This is a genomic window from Paraburkholderia sp. Ac-20340 (assembly GCF_017104965.1).
Classification (GTDB): Bacteria; Pseudomonadota; Gammaproteobacteria; order Burkholderiales; family Burkholderiaceae; genus Paraburkholderia.
In genome coordinates this window covers 70,868-86,666 of record NZ_JAAGPR010000008.1, presented here as the reverse complement: position 1 = coordinate 86,666, position 15,799 = coordinate 70,868, and the positions used below count along the sequence as shown (strand labels likewise).

The window sequence follows — 15,799 nt, the reverse complement described above, 5'->3', positions numbered from 1 at the left end:
CGGCGCGGCGGTTGTGGGGACGGCTGGCGTGGGTGGTTCAAGACAGATTCAGGCAATCCCCTCACTTAAAAGTCAGGCTAATTCCTTGTCAAGCGGGGGCCCCGCACATAGGCGATAAAAGCGCTTCCAGTGCCAGGAATCCGGCGATTTCAGCCCGATTTCGGGCATTTTTTCCGCTTTCCCATTCCAGCTTCGCAGCTTCGCCGCATCCCAATCTGTCAGATGGCTTTCTGCTATGTAATAATAACCATTCTCAATTGTAAGCTGGGCGCGTGCTTCGAGCGGCGTCCGCCATGCCTGGAGCTGTGCCGTGAACGCCCGTCTTGACGAGCCCCTGATCGAGTCTACGACCCCCGATATCGCCGATGTCGTGCGCCGCGCGGGCCAGCCCCTCGATGCCGCCGATCTGGCCGCGCGCCGCAAACGCTCGCGCCGCGCCAATTTCATCAAGTGGCTGCGCAAGGTGCACGGTTGGGTCGGGTTGTGGGGCGCGGTGCTAGGCCTGCTGTTCGGCGTAACGGGTTTCCTGCTCAACCATCGCGCCGGGCCGCTGCACATCTCGTCGGGCACCGCGCAGGTCAAGGAAATGCAGGTCGCGCTGCCCGCCGATCCGGCGCAGCGTCCGGCCAAGCCGGAAGCGCTTGCGCGCTGGCTCCAGCAAACCCTCGAATTCGATGGCAAGCCCGGCAAGATTCGCCGCGAGAAGGCGCATCCGGTCGCGTGGGGCGATCGCAGCGTCGTGCAGCCCGAATCCTGGCAGTTCGCGCTGATGGGACCGCACGAGAGCATCGCCGTCGAATACTGGGTGGGCAACAGCACGGTTTCCGTGCGGCGCACGCAGAGTGCGTTCTTCGCCACGCTGAACAATCTGCATCGCGGTGTGGGCATGGGCATCGGCTGGGTGTTGCTGATGGACACCATCGCCGGCAGCCTGATTCTGCTTTCCCTCACCGGCGTGCTGCTGTGGACCGAACTTAATCGCAAAAAGACCGTGGGCGTGGTGCTGGTGGTCGGTTCGGTGGCCGCGGCCTTTGCCATCGGCCTGCTCTAAGGCGCGGCGAAAACGCTACACATCCCGTTTTATCCGCATTTTCTTCGCTCTCCTTCCTGCCTCGAAGAGGCTGCCGGCGGCGTTATTGCGCTGCACCAGCCTCATATGCATCGCTATCTCATATTGCCAAGTGCCCGGTTGTCGCACTAACGTTCGGGCGTGCCGGAATTCCGGCACGTAAGTGCTTCGTGCAGCCGCGCGCACCCAACCGTTCGAAACCGCCCGAAAATGCCTTTCTGGCCGGTCTCCATAACAAATCGCGCGCCTGCACAGTGATGACGAACATACGCTTCCCAGGGAGACCGACCAATGAGCAGCGTTGCGGATTCGACGCGCGGCACCGCAGCCGCGCCCTTCTTTTCCAAGGAGGCCACCATTGCACCGCCCGGCTTTTCGCGCTGGATGGTGCCGCCCGCCGCGCTCGCGGTGCATCTGTGCATCGGCCAGGCCTACGCCTTTTCGGTGTTCAACTCGCCGCTCACGAAAGTGATCGGCATTACCCAGTCGTCGCCCGATGACTGGACGCTCACGTCGCTCGGCTGGATTTTCTCGCTGGCGATCGTGTTTCTGGGCCTCTCGGCTGCGTTCGGCGGCAAGTGGCTCGAACGCGTCGGCCCGCGCCGCACGATGTTCACGGCGGCTTGCTGCTTCGGCGGCGGCTTCCTCGTTTCGGCGCTCGGCGTCTATCTGCATCAGATCGCGCTGCTGTATCTCGGCTATGGCGTCATCGGCGGCATCGGGCTGGGTCTGGGCTACGTTTCGCCGGTGTCGACGCTGATCCGCTGGTTCCCGGACCGCCGCGGCATGGCGACGGGCCTCGCGATCATGGGCTTCGGCGGCGGCGCGATGATTGCCGCACCGCTGTCCGTGATGCTGATGAAGCACTTCTCCAGCGACACGAGCGTGGGCGTCGCGCAGACCTTCGTGGTGCTGGGCGTGGCCTACTTCATCTCGATGACGATCGGCTCGATCGCGATTCGCGTGCCCGCCAAGGACTGGAAGCCGGCAGGCTGGACCCCGCCCGCGACGAGCGGCAAGCTGGTTTCGCGCTCGCACGTGCATATCGATCAGGCGCTCAAGACGCCGCAGTTCTACCTGATCTGGCTGGTGCTGTTCCTCAACGTGACCGCGGGCATCGGCATTCTCGGCCAGGCTTCGGTGATGATCCAGGAAAGCTTCAAGGACACCGTGACCGCAGGCGCGGCAGCCGGTTTCGTCGGCCTGCTTTCGCTGTTCAACATGGGCGGGCGTTTCGTGTGGGCGTCGGCGTCTGACTGGGTCGGCCGCAAGAACACCTACTTCATCTTCTTCGTGTTCGGCGCGGTGCTGTACTACGCGGTGCCGCAGTTCGCGCAGAGCGGCAACATCGTGCTGTTCGTGCTGGCCTACTGCCTGATCCTGTCGATGTACGGCGGCGGCTTCTCGACCGTGCCCGCATATCTCGCGGACATGTTCGGCACGGCTTTCGTCGGCGGCATTCACGGCCGTCTGCTGACCGCATGGGCGGCGGCGGGCGTGGCGGGCCCGGTGCTGGTGAACTACGTGCGCGCGTATCAGGTTGCGCACGGCGTCGCCAAGGCCGATGCCTACACGATGACCGTTCACATCATGGCTTCGCTGCTGGTGGTGGGTTTCGTCTGCAACCTGCTGGTGCGCCGCGTGCACGAGAAGCATCACATGAGCGACGCGCAACTCGCGGCCGCTGGCAAATAAGGAGCGCAGATCATGACGAATGCAAGCAACGCAGTCGCAACGCCGAAGCCATCGAACAAGGTGCTGATGGCGGTGTTCTGGCTCTACGTGGTGGTGCCGCTCGTGTGGGGCGTGACCAATACGCTCGCGCAGGCCATGAAGCTGTTTGGCTGATCGCGTAGTCGTACAGAAGCGAATAGCGCTTGTTTAACGCGCTAAAAAGACGGGCCGCTAGCATTACGCTGCGGCCCGTTTTCTATATGTGGTCGATTAACGCGGTCGATTAAACGTCGCAACTTGAACCGACGCTCGCCGCCTGCTCGCGCGCGGCCTTCGCGCCCTCGACCTTGAGGATGGTCGGCAGCGACACGCCGTTCTTCGCCGCCGTGACTTCCGCGAGAATCGACACGGCGATTTCCGGCGGCGTGCGGCTGCCGATATAAATGCCCACCGGCCCATGCAGGCGCGCGAGTTCGGCATCGCTCAAATCGAATTCCTTGAGACGTTCGCGCCGCGCCGCGTTATTGCGCCGCGACCCGAGCGCGCCCACGTAGAACGCGCGCGTCTTGAGCGCCTCCATCAGCGCGAGATCGTCGAGCTTGGGATCGTGCGTGAGCGCGATCACCGCGCAACGCTCGTCGAGCTTCATGTCGAGCACGGTGTCGTCGGGCATGGTGCGCACGAGCGCGGTGCCGGGCACGTTCCAGGTATCGGTGTATTCCTCGCGCGGGTCGCACACGGTCACCTGATAATCGAGCCCCACGGCGATCTGGCAGAGATAGCGCGAAAGCTGCCCCGCGCCGATCACCAGCATGCGGTAACGCGGACCGTGAATCGTGAGCAGACGCTCGCCGTCGAAATCGATGCCATCGGTGGCGCTGGCCGGCCCGAGCGTGGCGCGCCCCGAGGCGACATCGAGTGTGCGCGCAACCAGTTGGCCGCGCTCGACCGTCTCCAGCAGCGTGCGGACGCCGGATGCCGGCGTGAGCGGTTCCAGCACGAGCTGGATCGTGCCGCCGCAAGGCAGGCCGAAGCGATGCGCTTCTTCGGCGGTGATGCCGTATTTCACGGCTTCGGGCTTGACGATGTGAATGCCTTCGCGGCGCACGCGGTCGATCAGATCGTCTTCGATACAGCCGCCCGACACCGAGCCCACCACGAGGCCGTCGTCGCGCACGACGAGCATCGCGCCTTCCGGGCGCGGCGACGAGCCCCACGTCTTCACCACCGTCACCAGCAGGGCGCGGTGGCCTTCCTCGAGCCAGCGTACGCTGGATTTCAGGACTTCGAGATCCACGCTGTCCATGATCGTTTCCTTTTTTGCGGTTCATCGCCGTCGGCGGCTTCGCTGCCTTCCGCGGCGGGTGATTCTGTCGTGTCCGTGGCGTCGGACGTGTCTGGCGGCGCGGCGGCATCGCCGGCGCCAAGCTGCTCGCCGAAGCGTTTGAAAAACTCCGTGGCGATCTTGCGCGCGGCGCCGTCCACGAGCCGCGAGCCGATCTGCGCGAGCTTGCCGCCAACCTGCGCGCTGGCGGTGTAATGCAGCGTGGTGGCGTCGTCGCCTGCGGGTTCGAGCGTCACGCGCGCATCGCCCTTGCCGAAGCCCGCCGCGCCGCCCTGGCCCTCGAACTGGATCGTGTAGCTGCGCGGCGCGTCGATATCGGCGAGCTGCATGCGGCCCTTAAAGCGCGCCTTCACGGGGCCGACAGCAGCGGTCAGGGCGACAGCATAAGTGTTTTCGCCGTCGGCTTCGATGCTCTCGCATCCTGGAATACACACTTTAAGTATCGCCGTATCGTTGAGCGCTTCCCAGGCGCGCTGCTGCGGCACCGGCAAAGTGTGGCTTTCGGTCAGCTCCATCGTATCGCTCCTTGCGCTTTGGGATGCGTGACGTCCGCGCCGCGGGGCGCGACGGCGCGGCCCGGCGGCGCCTCCCGCAGGCTGCGTCCGAACGCTTCGAGGCATTCGAGGTTGTGCACGGGGTAATGCGCGTCGACGTGCGGCAGCATCGCCTGCACGCCGCGCGCTTTCGGCGAGAAACCGCCATAACGCAGCAGCGGATTGAGCCACACCACGCGATGCGCAAAGCGATGCAGCCGCGCCATTTCGTCGCCGAGCGCGCCGCCCGGATCGTGATCGAGCCCATCGGTGACGAGCAGCGCGGTGGCGCGCCCGCCCAGGACGCGACGTGCCCAGCGCCGATTGAACTGCGCGAGCGTTTCGCCGATGCGCGTGCCGCCCGACCAGTCCGCCACCTGCGCGCCGAGCTGCGCGAGCGCGACATCGGGATCGCGTTCGCGCAAGGCGCGCGTGGCGTGCGTGAGACGCGTACCGAACAGAAACACCTGCAGGCGTTCGCGCGATTGCAGCAGCGCGTGGCAGAAGTAGAGCACCGCGCGCGAATAACTGCTCATCGACCCGGAAATGTCGAGCAGCAGCACGAGCGGCAATTTGCGCTCGACGCGCGCGCGGTATTTCCACACGGTCCAGTCGCCGCCCGCGCGCACGGCCTGACGCGCGCTTGCGCGCAGATCGGCGTGCGTGCCGTGCGAAGCGGCTTTCAGGCGGCGTGTGGGCGCGCTCGCCAGCGGCAGACGGCGCGCGCGGATCAGATGGCGCAGCGTGCGCCATTCGTCGGCGCTGAGCGTGTCGAAATCGCGTTGACGCAGGCGTTCTTCGGCGCTGAAGGTCGCGTGCGCGCGCAACTCGTGTTCTTCGTGGCTGGCGGGCGGTTTGGCGCCCGCACGCGTGGCGGGACGCGCGGCGAGTGCATCGGCGAGGCGATTATTGCGGCGCGGCGGCGGCAGGCCGCCTTGCACCTTCGGCAGCAGCAGCGCGCGCAGCTTGTTTTCCCAGTCGGGGTCGCGCCAGAACAGCGCGAAGGCGGCGTCGAACAGTTCGCGTTCGTCGGGCGCGGCGGTGAGCACGGCGGCGAGCGCGGCGCGCACATCGTCGCGGCGCGCGAGGTCGATATGACTGAGCGCATCGAGTGCATCGACGGCGCGCGCGCTCGCCATCGGCAGGCCCGCGCCGCGCAGCACGCGCACGAAATGCACGACGTTGCGCGCGAGCATGGGCGGCGCGTTGGCGTTTTCGTTTTCGTTCGCGCGGGTCGGCGTGATCGGCATCGGCGTTACTCCGCGAGCGCGAGCGTGCTGGCGATCCGCTGCGAGTCGAGTTGCGCGAGATCGTCCTGATACTTGAGCAGCACGCCCAGCGTGTCCTGCACCGATTGCGGATCGAGTTCCGTCACCGCGAGCGCGGAAAGCGCGCGGCACCAGTCGATCGTTTCGGCGATGCCGGGCGCCTTGAACAGATCCATCGTGCGCAGCTGATGCACGAACGCCACGGCGCGGCGCTGCAATTCAAGGCTCGTTTGCGGTGCGCGCGCGGCGACGATCGCCAGTTCGCGCTCGCGATCGGGATAGCCGAGCCATTGATACAGGCAGCGCCGCTTGAGCGCATCGTGCACTTCGCGCGTGCGGTTCGACGTGACGATCACGAGCGGCGGCACGTTCGCGCGCACCGTGCCGTATTCGGGAATCGATACCTGGAAGTCCGAAAGAAGTTCGAGCAGGAAGGCTTCGAACGGTTCATCGGCGCGATCGATTTCGTCGATCAACAGCACGCGGCGTGCGCCGGGATTGTGCGGATCGCTTTCCAGCGCCTGTAAAAGCGGGCGTTTGAGCAAAAATTCGTCGCGATAGAGTGTGTCGCTGCGGGGCTTTTCTCCCGCGGATTCGGCCAGACGCAGCGCCATGATCTGACGCGGATAGTCCCATTCGTAAAGCGCGCTGGCCGTGTCGAGGCCTTCATAACATTGCAGACGCAGCAGCGTCGTGCCCGCGAGCGCGGCGGCGGCTTTGGCGAGTTCGGTTTTGCCCACGCCCGGTTCGCCTTCGAGAAAGAGCGGACGCTCCATCCTGAGCGCGAGAAACAGCGCAGTCGCCAGTTCGCGGCTGGCGAAATAGCGCTGCGCTTCGAGTTGCGCGAGCGTGTCGTCGATGGTGGCGGGAAGCATGACGTGCCTGTTGGTTTGCGTGAAAGCGCGTGAAAGCGCGCCGCCCGCGCTGCGCCGGTCGGCCGGCGAGCGCAGGCAGCGCGAGCGATCGCGAACTAGCCGAGCGCCTTCGTCACCGCGCGCGCCGTCAACACGGGGATCAGATGCGCGCGATAGTCGGCGCTCGCATGCAGATCGGTGTTGAGGTCGTTGGCGGCGATGCTCACCGCGCGCGCCGCGGCGGGCGTAAAGCTCGCCTTGAGCGCGTCTTCCAGCGCCGTCGCACGAAACACCGATGACGCCGCGCCCGTCACCGCCACCCGCACGCCGCCATCCGCAAGCTGCGCGACGAACACGCCCGTCAACGCGAAATGCGAAGCCGGATTGCGGAACTTCTCGTACGCAGAACGTTGCGGCACCGGAAACTCGACGGCCACGATCAGCTCGTCGGGTTCGAGCGCGGTTTCGTACATGCCGAGGAAAAAGTCGTCGGCGGCGATGCGGCGGCGGTCGGTCACGACCGTCGCGTTCAGGCCGAGCACGGCGGCGGGGTAATCGGCGGCGGGATCGTCGTTGGCGAGCGAGCCGCCGATCGTGCCGAGCGCGCGCACCTGGCGGTCGCCAATCTGCCCCGCAAGCTGCGCGAGGCCCGGCAGCGTGGCGATGATCTGCGCGTTCGCGGCCACGTCGGCATGACAGACGGCAGCGCCGATCTTCACGACCTTGCTGTCCACCTGAATGGTTTTCAGCTCGGGAATGCGCGTGATGTCCACGAGCGTCGAAGGCTGCGCGAGGCGCAGTTTCATCGCCGCGAGCAGGCTTTGTCCGCCTGCGAGGATCTTCGCTTCGGTGTCGGACGCGAGCGTTTTTACCGCGCCTTGCGCGTCGCTGGCGCGCTGGTAGTCGAACGAGTACATGGTGCGCCTCCGCTCAAGGTTGACCGGCAGATTTCGCCGTTTGAATCGCCTGCCAGACGCGATGCGGCGTCGCCGGCATCTGCATGTCCTTCACGCCGAGCGGCGCGAGCGCATCCAGAATCGCGTTGATGACAGCCGGTGGCGAACCGATCGCTCCCGCCTCGCCGCAACCCTTCACGCCGAGCGGATTGTGCGTGCAGGGCGTGCCCTTCGCGGTCTCCACGGTGAACGACGGCACATCGGAGGCATGCGGCATCGCGTAGTCCATATACGAGCCGGAGAGCAACTGGCCGCTCTCGTTGTCGTAGACGCAGCGCTCCAGCATCGCCTGACCGATGCCCTGGCCAAGACCGCCATGCACCTGACCTTCGACGATCATCGGATTGATGACGTTGCCGAAGTCGTCCACGGCCGTGAAGCGCTGGATGCGCGTTTCGCCGGTATCGGGATCGATTTCGACTTCGCAGATATACGCGCCCGACGGATAGGTGAAATTGGTCGGATCGTAGAACGCGCTTTCGTCGAGGCCCGGTTCGAGCGTCTCCAGCGGATAGTTGTGCGGCACGTAAGCCGCAAGCGAAATCTCGGCGAAGCTCTTCGTGCGGTCGGTGCCCGCGACGCGAAACACGCCGTTGGCGAACTCGATATCTTCGACGCCCGCTTCGAGCATGTGCGCGGCGATTTTCTTCGCCTTCGCCTCGATCTTGTCGAGCGCTTTCATGATCGCCGATCCCCCCACGGCAATCGAGCGCGAGCCATACGTGCCCATGCCGAACGGAATGCGTGCGGTGTCGCCGTGCACGATGTCGATCTGCTCGATCGGCACGCCAAGACGCTCGGAAACCACTTGTGCGAAGGTGGTTTCGTGTCCCTGGCCATGACTGTGCGAACCGGTGAACACGGTCACCGAACCGGTGGGATTTACGCGGATTTCGCCCGCTTCGAACAGACCTGCACGCGCGCCCAGCGCGCCCGCGATATTCGACGGCGCGAGTCCGCACGCTTCGATGTAGCACGAGTAGCCGAGGCCGCGCAGCATGCCGCGCGCCTTCGATTCGTCGCGGCGCGCCGGAAAGCCTTTGACGTCGGCGAGTTCGAGCGAGCGCGACAGGCAGGCTTCGTAATCGCCGATATCGTAGGTGAGGCCCACGGGCGTGGCGTAAGGGAAGGTCGTGATGAAGTTGCGGCGGCGCAGTTCGGCGGGATCGATATTCAGTTCGCGCGCGGCAGTTTCCACCAGGCGTTCGACCACGTAAGTCGCTTCCGGGCGGCCCGCGCCGCGATACGCGTCCACTGGCACGGTATTGGTGAACACGGCCTTCACTTCGGCGTAGATCGCGGGCGTGGTGTACTGGCCGGCGAGCAAGGTCGCGTAGAGGATGGTCGGCACGCTCGACGCAAACGTCGACAGATACGCGCCCATGTTCGCCGTGGTGTGCACGCGCATGGCGATGAACTTGCCGTCCTTGTCGAGCGCGAGTTCGGCTTTCGTCACGTGGTCGCGGCCGTGTGCATCGGAAACAAAGGATTCCGAACGTTCTGCGGTCCACTTCACCGGACGGCGGATTTTCTTCGATGCCCACGTGAGCGCCACGTCTTCGGCGTAGAGAAAAATCTTCGAGCCGAAGCCGCCGCCCACATCGGGCGCGACGATGCGCAGCTTCGTTTCCGGCAGCGCGAGCACGAACGCGGCCATCAGCAGACGTTCGACGTGCGGGTTCTGGTTCGCCACGTAGACCGTGTAGCTGTCGTCGTGCTGCGTGTAGCTCGCGTTGACGGCGCGCGGCTCGATGGCGTTCGGCACGAGCCGGTTGTTGACGATGTCGAGCGTGGTGACGTGCGCGGCCTGGGCGAAGGCGGCGTCGGTGGCGGCCTTGTCGCCGTGGCCCCAGGTGTAGCAGGTGTTGTTCGGCACGGCGTCGTGCACGAGCGGCTGGCCGTCGTCGCCGGCGTGAGCCGTGTCGATCGAAGCGGGCAGTTCTTCGTAATCGACTTCGACGAGTTCGGCGGCATCCTTCGCCTGCTTGAGCGATTCGGCGATCACGAGCGCCACCTGATCGCCGACATGCAGCGCTTTCTCGTGCGCGATCACCGGATGCGGAGGTTCGTGCATCGGCGTGCCGTCGATGCTGTGGATCAGCCAGCCGCACGGCAGGCCGCCCACGTTTTCAGCGGCGAGATCCGCGCCGGTGAACACCGCCACGACGCCAGGCGCGGCTTGGGCGGCGTGGGTATCGATACTTCGGATGCGCGCGTGAGCGTGCGGCGAGCGCACGAATACGGCGTAGCTCTGGGCGGGCAGCACGACGTCGTCGGTGTACTGGCCTGCGCCGGTGAGGAAGCGATAGTCTTCCTTGCGCTTGATCGACGCGCCGATCATATGCGGCGCCGGGGAGTCGGGTGCGTTCATGGCCGTCTCCCCGTTATGCCGCAGCGGCAGGTTGCGCGGCGGCGGCCTGCATGCCTTCTGCGCCTGCGAGCACGGCCTTCACGATGTTGTGATAGCCCGTACAGCGGCACAGATTGCCGTCGAGATTCGCGCGCACATCGGCTTCGGTCAGACCGGGTTTGTCGGTGGCGAGCGCCGTTGCGCTCATCACCATGCCGGGCGTACAGAAGCCGCATTGCAAGCCGTGGCATTCGCGGAACGCGGCCTGCATCGGATGCATTGCGCCGTTGCCATTGCCGTGCTCTGCCGCGAGTCCTTCGATGGTCGTCACGGTCATGCCTTCGCACTGCACGGCGAGCGTGTTGCACGACTTGACCGCGCGGCCGTTCAGATGGACGGTGCAGGCGCCGCACTGCGCGGTGTCGCAGCCGACGTGCGTGCCCGTGAGCCGCATCTGCTCGCGCAGGAACTGGACCAGTAAGGTGTGGGGTTCGATCTGGGCGGTTACGGGCTTGCCGTTGACCGTCAGGCTGAGACTGATCGACATGGACTTTGTCTCCTGTGTCGGCCGGAGAGCGTCGCCTCGATGAGCGATGCGCGAAACTCCGGTCCCATCCAAGGTAATGGGGGATAGAGACACCGGCCTGGGCCCGCAATCGCCCCTGCTGGTGCGTTGCTGTTCAGTAATGCCTGGAGCTTTTTTGCGTAGTGCGAGGGATATTGCGATAAGGCTCGATCAGTAAAGCACACTTTGCCGATCTGCGCTGCGCGGGCTTGTACCCGGCTTTCAAGAGCTCTTTCACGCGCTCTTTCACGCGCGAATCCAAACAAAAACGGCCCGCCGGAAAACCGTGCGGGCCGTTGCAGTGCAGCGAAAACTGCGTGCTGGCGTGTGCGCTTTAGCGATCCTGCGGCGCGCGCGCCAGATGCGCGTGACGGCGCGAATACAGGAAGTAGATCGCGAGGCCGATCACCAGCCACACCATGAACGCGACCCACGTGAGCCACGCGAGATTGAGCATCAGGAACAGGCACGACGCCACCGCGAGAACCGGCACCACGGGCACGCCCGGGCAGCGGAAGGCGCGCGGCAGGTTCGGGTGCGTCTTGCGCAGCACGAGCACGGCGACCGAGACCATCGAGAACGCCGCGAGCGTGCCGATGTTGATCAGTTCGGCGAGCACGTTCAGCGGCACCAGCGCGCCGATCAGGCCGAAGAAAATGCCCACGAGCCAGGTCGTGAAGAACGGCGTGGCAAAGCGCGGATGCACCTTCGAAAGCTTCGCCGGCAGCAGACCGTCACGCGACATCGCGAAGATGATGCGGGTCTGGCCGTAGCTCATCACCAGAATCACGGTGAGCATGCCCAGCACCGCGCCCAGATCGATGAAGCCCGCGACCCATTTTTCGCCCGCGACTTGCAGCGCGTACGAAACCGGGTGGCCGATGTTGGCGAACTGCTGCCACGGCACGATGCCCGTGACGACCGCGGCCACCGACACATACAGCACCGCGCACACAGCCAGCGAAGCGATGATGCCGACCGGCAGATCGCGCTTCGGGCTCTTCACTTCTTCGGCGGCCGAGGACACCGCATCGAAGCCGATAAACGCGAAGAACATCACCGCCGCCGCGCCGAACACGCCGTTCCAGCCGTGCGGCATGAACGGGTGCCAGTTCGCGGGCGTGACGTGGAACGCGCCCACGGCGATCACCAGCAGCACGACCGTGACCTTGATCGCGACCATGATGTTGTTGATGCGGGTGGACTCGCGCACGCCGATCGACAGCAGCGCGGTGATGCCCATCATCACGAGGAAGGCGGGCAGGTTGAAGAGCGTGTGCACGCCGGGCAGCGCGCCGGGCGCGGCGGTGAGCGCAGCGGGTAGCGTCACGCCGAAGCCGGACAGCAGCGACTGCAGATAGCCCGACCAGCCCACCGACACGGCCGAGCTGGCGAGACCGTATTCGAGCATCAGATCCCAGCCGATGATCCAGGCGATCACTTCGCCGAGCGTGGCATACGAGTAGGTGTAGATCGAACCGGCGACGGGAATCGTCGAGGCGAATTCGGCATACGAAAGCGCGGCGAAACAGCAGGCCACGGCGGCGATCAGGAACGAGACCATCAGCGCGGGGCCGGCTTGCACCGCGCCCGTGCCGGTCAGCACGAAAATACCGGTGCCGATAATCGCGCCGATGCCGAGAAAGGTAAGGTCCAATGCGCCGAGCGCCTTCTTCAGGCCGGCGCCCTTGGCGCTTGCCTGCAGCATGTGTTCGACGTTTTTCTTGCGAAAGAGGGACATTTGGCGGGGAACTCCAGGTGTAACGCGCGGGCGGGCGATCGAATGCATCGCGCCTCGCGTGCCGTATGTCGGGGGAAACCCATAATTTTAGCCGATCGCAGCTTTCAACCTGATTGATTCAGGCCGATTCGGGTCGGAATGGACCGGTTCCGCATCGGATTGGGCGGTCGATTCCGCCGCAAAGCGGCTTCGCCGCGCGCAAACCTTGCCTGCGCGCGTTGCTATCGGCGAAATGTATTTCTACATCAAGGGCTTGTGGCGAGAAGGCCGCCTTAGTGGGCTTAGTGCGCCGGCCGAACCGGCGCGGCGCTCAAACGGCCGGCGCGGGCGAGAGATCGATGAGCTGGTTGCTCATAACGTAGAAGGTCAGCTCCGCGTTATTGGCGAGCTTCATCTTTTCGAGCAGGCGCGTGCGGTACACGCTCACCGTCTTCACCGAAAGCGACAGCGTATGCGCGATATCGGTCAGACGTTTGCCCGAGGCGAGCATGCACAGCGTCTGGTATTCGCGGTCGGAGAGCTTTTCGTGCGGCAGTTGTTCGCCGTCGATCAGCACGTAATCGGCGAGCGCTTCGGCCATCGCCGGGCTCACGTATTTGCGGCCGCTCGCGACCTGCTGGATGGCGGCGGTCATCTGCGCGGCATCGACGGTCTTCGACAGATAGCCCGACGCGCCCGCCTTGAGCGCGCGCACGGCGTACTGGTCTTCGCGATACATCGAGAACATCAGCACCGGCACGCGCGGCGCCTTTTTCTTCGCGCGCTTGAGGACTTCGATGCCGCTCATGTCGGGCAGCGAGATGTCGAGCAGCGCCACGTCGCAGGCGTGTTTGGCGATGGCGGTGAGCGCTTCCGCGCCGGTCTGCGCTTCGATCACTTCGCTGGCGATGCCGCGGTCGAGCAGCAACTGGCGCACGCCCTGGCGCACCACGGCATGATCGTCGACGAGCAGGATGCGCAGGGTCATGAGTGAATGCCTTTGGCGAGGTTCGGGCCGATGTTCGTGCTGAGATTCGAGGCGACGTCGGCGTTCGCGCGCGCAAGCAGCGTGTCCCAGAAGAAGCGTGCTTCCACGGTCGTGCCGGGGCGCTCGCGCGCTTCGGGCGCGGCATCGGCGGCGAGCGGGTTGGCCATGGCGCGCAGCGCGCCGCCAAAGGCCGCACAACGTTCGCGCATGCCGGCGATGCCATAGGCGCCGCGCCGGTTGATGCCGTCTTCGGCGCAGGGCGCGCTTTCTTCGCGCTGGCCGCTCTGCTTCTTGGCGCGTCGCGCCGCTTCGCGCGACAGGCCGATGCCATCGTCGATCACGCTCAGCACGAGGGCGTAGGGCGTGCAGGCGAGCCGCACTTCGACGCGCGACGCCTGGGCGTGGCGCGCGACGTTAGTGAGCGCTTCCTGCGCCACGCGGAAGATCGCGAGCCCAGCTTCGTCGGGCAGGTGGGCGAGGCGTTCCTTGTCTTCGGCGCTGAAGCCCCGGCCGTAGTGACCGGAAGAGGCGCGCACGCTGAAGCTGGCCGCGAGACCCGTGCGCGCGCCAAAACCGCGCGTCCAGTTCGCGAGCGCAGTCGCCAGTCCTTCGTCGAGTTCGGGGGCGTGCAGGCCGTCGAGCACGTGGCGCACGGCTTCGGCGGCCGCGTCGAGCGAGCGCACCACCAGTGCGAGTGCCTGCGCGCATTGCGGCGAGGCATCGGCGGGCAGCCACGTTTGAACGTTTGCTAACGCGAAGCGCGTAGCGGCGAGTTCGGCGCCGACGCTGTCGTGCAGTTCGCGTGCGAGGCGGCGGCGGGCGGCTTCGTCGGCATGAACACGGGCGGCGCCCGCTGCGACGATCTGCCGCTGCACGCGCGAGATGGCGTCGAGCGCCGCGCGCGCGCCTTCGGCGTCCGCGAGGAAGGAAAGTCCGCCGGCTGCCTGTGCAGTGCGCGTAGCGGTCGCATCCGCACGAGGCGGGCGCGCGTCGAACGCGGCGTGAGTCGACGTATCCATCAATCCCCCGTTAATCCCAATAAGGAATCGGTTTCCTGCTGTTCTTCTGCCAGCGCTGTTCAGGCCAGCGCGGCGAAGCGCCGGCGTGGTCTTACGGCACGGCGCAGCGTAACGAAATTTACATACGGTAACAACCTGGCACTGATACCACCAGGCCTTACGGTATGACTAATGCTGCGCCGCGATATTATCCCAAAAACGGAAAACATTCAGTCGGGACAAGGCTTAGCGGCGCAACCCTGAGAGCCTGGATGAGGTCGGCATCCGGCGTTTTTGTAGGAAAAACACTGACAAGCAACTTACTTGAATTCCGCGAAAAATGTAACCGCTGTGCATCATTTCATGTCGCAGTGTGGCGTGCAAGCCGCGAAAAAAAACCGGAGCGCATGGCTCCGGTTTTGGGGGCGGCGTCAGCCGAAAACACTCTGTAAGACGGTGGTCTGAGCTTATCCCAGTTAGCCGCCCGATTTAGCCAACGAAGGCCTTTTCGATCACGTAATGACCCGGCTCGTTGTTGCTGCCTTCCTTCAGGCCGGCCTTTTCGAGCAGTTCGACCGTGTCGCGCAGCATGTGCGTGCTGCCGCACAGCATGATGCGGTCGCGCTCGGGCGTGAAGCCGGGCAGGTCGAGGTCCGTGAACAGCTTGCCGGTGTCGATCAGTTCGGTGATACGGCCGCGGTTGTCGAACACTTCGCGCGTGACGGTCGGGTAGTAGACCAGCTTTTCGCGCACGATCTCGCCCAGATACTCATGCTCGCGCAGTTCTTCGGTGATGAATTCCTTGTATGCGAGTTCATCGACGAAACGGCAGGTATGCGTGAGGACGATCTTGTCGAAACGGTCGTAAATGTCCGGGTCCTTGATGATCGACATGAACGGGGCGAGGCCCGTGCCGGTCGACAGCATCCACAGGACCTTGCCGGGCAGCAGGTTGTCCGCGACCAGCGTACCGACGGGCTTCTTGCCGATCAGAACCTTGTCGCCGACCTTCAGATGCTGCAGGCGCGACGTGAGCGGGCCGTCCGGCACCTTGATGCTGAGGAATTCGAGATGCTCTTCGTAGTTCGCGCTGGCGAGCGAGTACGCGCGCATCAGCGGCTTGCCGTCCACTTCGAGGCCGACCATGGTGAACTGGCCGTTGTCAAAACGCAGGGCCTGGTCGCGCGTGCACGTGAAGCTGAAAAGCGTGTCGGTCCAGTGGTGGACGCTCAGAACGGTTTCTTCGGTGAATTTGCTCATGGTTCCTGAAGGTGCGAAACAAGGTCCGCCAAACGGGGCGTTCCTTCCGGCCGTACATGCGAGGCATGACGGGCGGTCCTGACGATGCGCGGCGCGCGGTTTGCCGCCATGCGCCCGCCGATGTACCCCGCCGTTGTACCCGCCGTGATACCCATTGGTCGCCGGCCAGTCGCGCGAAGGCGAACGAGGCGCAATCCGCCATTTTACCGCGAGCGCGCC

The 15,799-nt window shown here is 65.1% G+C and carries 14 protein-coding genes; 3 read left to right on the top strand and 11 right to left on the bottom strand.

Annotated features, from left to right (window positions below; translation table 11 throughout):
* Positions 1–358: 358 nt before the first annotated feature.
* From G3N59_RS13045 to G3N59_RS13035, 3 genes are all read left to right on the top strand, one after another.
* Positions 359–1,051: a PepSY-associated TM helix domain-containing protein gene (locus tag G3N59_RS13045; RefSeq protein ID WP_346777882.1), complete on the top strand. Its 693-nt coding sequence runs from the start codon at positions 359–361 to the stop codon at positions 1,049–1,051.
* A 309-nt stretch (positions 1,052–1,360) separates the two neighbouring features.
* A complete protein-coding gene (locus G3N59_RS13040) occupies positions 1,361–2,764 on the top strand; it encodes an OFA family MFS transporter (RefSeq protein WP_199125061.1) in 1,404 nt (467 codons plus the stop codon).
* A gap of 12 nt (positions 2,765–2,776) precedes the next feature.
* On the top strand, positions 2,777–2,917 hold the full coding sequence (locus tag G3N59_RS13035) for an oxalate:formate antiporter (protein WP_205983042.1): 141 nt from the start codon (positions 2,777–2,779) through the stop codon (positions 2,915–2,917).
* 109 nt (positions 2,918–3,026) lie between these two features.
* Here the strand turns inward: G3N59_RS13035 and G3N59_RS13030 are convergent, their stop codons facing one another.
* The 11 genes from G3N59_RS13030 to G3N59_RS12980 all read right to left on the bottom strand — a co-directional run bounded on the left by G3N59_RS13030 (position 3,027) and on the right by G3N59_RS12980 (position 15,580).
* Positions 3,027–4,049 carry an XdhC family protein gene (locus tag G3N59_RS13030; RefSeq protein WP_205983041.1) on the bottom strand — a complete coding sequence of 341 codons (1,023 nt, stop codon included), beginning with the start codon at positions 4,047–4,049 and terminating at the stop codon, positions 3,027–3,029.
* On the bottom strand, positions 4,022–4,603 hold the full coding sequence (locus G3N59_RS13025; protein WP_205983040.1) for a carbon monoxide dehydrogenase subunit G: 582 nt from the start codon (positions 4,601–4,603) through the stop codon (positions 4,022–4,024). The genes G3N59_RS13030 and G3N59_RS13025 overlap by 28 nt, the downstream gene beginning before the upstream one ends.
* Complete coding sequence (locus G3N59_RS13020) at positions 4,594–5,871, bottom strand: VWA domain-containing protein (RefSeq protein ID WP_205983039.1); 1,278 nt, start codon at positions 5,869–5,871, stop codon at positions 4,594–4,596. Before G3N59_RS13020 ends, G3N59_RS13025 begins: the two co-directional genes overlap by 10 nt.
* A 5-nt stretch (positions 5,872–5,876) precedes the next feature.
* Complete coding sequence (locus G3N59_RS13015; protein WP_205983038.1) at positions 5,877–6,764, bottom strand: MoxR family ATPase; 888 nt, start codon at positions 6,762–6,764, stop codon at positions 5,877–5,879.
* Between the two features lie 95 nt (positions 6,765–6,859).
* Positions 6,860–7,660 (bottom strand): xanthine dehydrogenase family protein subunit M, encoded by an 801-nt coding sequence (locus G3N59_RS13010; RefSeq protein ID WP_205983037.1) that lies wholly within the window; start codon positions 7,658–7,660, stop codon positions 6,860–6,862.
* Positions 7,661–7,673: 13 nt separating this feature from the next.
* On the bottom strand, positions 7,674–10,070 hold the full coding sequence (locus G3N59_RS13005) for a xanthine dehydrogenase family protein molybdopterin-binding subunit (RefSeq protein ID WP_205983036.1): 2,397 nt from the start codon (positions 10,068–10,070) through the stop codon (positions 7,674–7,676).
* 13 nt (positions 10,071–10,083) lie between these two features.
* A complete protein-coding gene (locus G3N59_RS13000) occupies positions 10,084–10,596 on the bottom strand; it encodes a (2Fe-2S)-binding protein (protein WP_205983035.1) in 513 nt (170 codons plus the stop codon).
* Between the two features lie 352 nt (positions 10,597–10,948).
* Entirely contained in the window at positions 10,949–12,355 is a 1,407-nt protein-coding gene (locus G3N59_RS12995) for an amino acid permease (RefSeq protein ID WP_205983034.1), read from the bottom strand.
* 310 nt (positions 12,356–12,665) lie between these two features.
* On the bottom strand, positions 12,666–13,322 hold the full coding sequence (gene rqpR, locus G3N59_RS12990; protein WP_205983033.1) for a response regulator transcription factor RqpR: 657 nt from the start codon (positions 13,320–13,322) through the stop codon (positions 12,666–12,668).
* Positions 13,319–14,341 (bottom strand): ATP-binding protein, encoded by a 1,023-nt coding sequence (locus G3N59_RS12985; protein ID WP_205983032.1) that lies wholly within the window; start codon positions 14,339–14,341, stop codon positions 13,319–13,321. The genes rqpR and G3N59_RS12985 overlap by 4 nt, the downstream gene beginning before the upstream one ends.
* A gap of 468 nt (positions 14,342–14,809) precedes the next feature.
* Positions 14,810–15,580 (bottom strand): ferredoxin--NADP reductase, encoded by a 771-nt coding sequence (locus G3N59_RS12980; RefSeq protein ID WP_027815827.1) that lies wholly within the window; start codon positions 15,578–15,580, stop codon positions 14,810–14,812.
* Positions 15,581–15,799 lie beyond the last annotated feature (219 nt).

What these genes read in the sequence shown, in the direction of transcription:
- G3N59_RS13040 (WP_199125061.1), top strand. Translation starts at nt 1,361, where the DNA reads ATGAGCAGCGTTGCGGATTCGACGCGCGGCACCGCAGCCGCGCCCTTC.
- G3N59_RS13035 (WP_205983042.1), top strand. Translation starts at nt 2,777, where the DNA reads ATGACGAATGCAAGCAACGCAGTCGCAACGCCGAAGCCATCGAACAAG.
- G3N59_RS13030 (WP_205983041.1), bottom strand. Translation starts at nt 4,049, where the DNA reads ATGGACAGCGTGGATCTCGAAGTCCTGAAATCCAGCGTACGCTGGCTC.
- G3N59_RS13025 (WP_205983040.1), bottom strand. Translation starts at nt 4,603, where the DNA reads ATGGAGCTGACCGAAAGCCACACTTTGCCGGTGCCGCAGCAGCGCGCC.
- G3N59_RS13020 (WP_205983039.1), bottom strand. Translation starts at nt 5,871, where the DNA reads ATGCCGATCACGCCGACCCGCGCGAACGAAAACGAAAACGCCAACGCG.
- G3N59_RS13015 (WP_205983038.1), bottom strand. Translation starts at nt 6,764, where the DNA reads ATGCTTCCCGCCACCATCGACGACACGCTCGCGCAACTCGAAGCGCAG.
- G3N59_RS13010 (WP_205983037.1), bottom strand. Translation starts at nt 7,660, where the DNA reads ATGTACTCGTTCGACTACCAGCGCGCCAGCGACGCGCAAGGCGCGGTA.
- G3N59_RS13005 (WP_205983036.1), bottom strand. Translation starts at nt 10,070, where the DNA reads ATGAACGCACCCGACTCCCCGGCGCCGCATATGATCGGCGCGTCGATC.
- G3N59_RS13000 (WP_205983035.1), bottom strand. Translation starts at nt 10,596, where the DNA reads ATGTCGATCAGTCTCAGCCTGACGGTCAACGGCAAGCCCGTAACCGCC.
- G3N59_RS12995 (WP_205983034.1), bottom strand. Translation starts at nt 12,355, where the DNA reads ATGTCCCTCTTTCGCAAGAAAAACGTCGAACACATGCTGCAGGCAAGC.
- rqpR (WP_205983033.1), bottom strand. Translation starts at nt 13,322, where the DNA reads ATGACCCTGCGCATCCTGCTCGTCGACGATCATGCCGTGGTGCGCCAG.
- G3N59_RS12985 (WP_205983032.1), bottom strand. Translation starts at nt 14,341, where the DNA reads ATGGATACGTCGACTCACGCCGCGTTCGACGCGCGCCCGCCTCGTGCG.
- G3N59_RS12980 (WP_027815827.1), bottom strand. Translation starts at nt 15,580, where the DNA reads ATGAGCAAATTCACCGAAGAAACCGTTCTGAGCGTCCACCACTGGACC.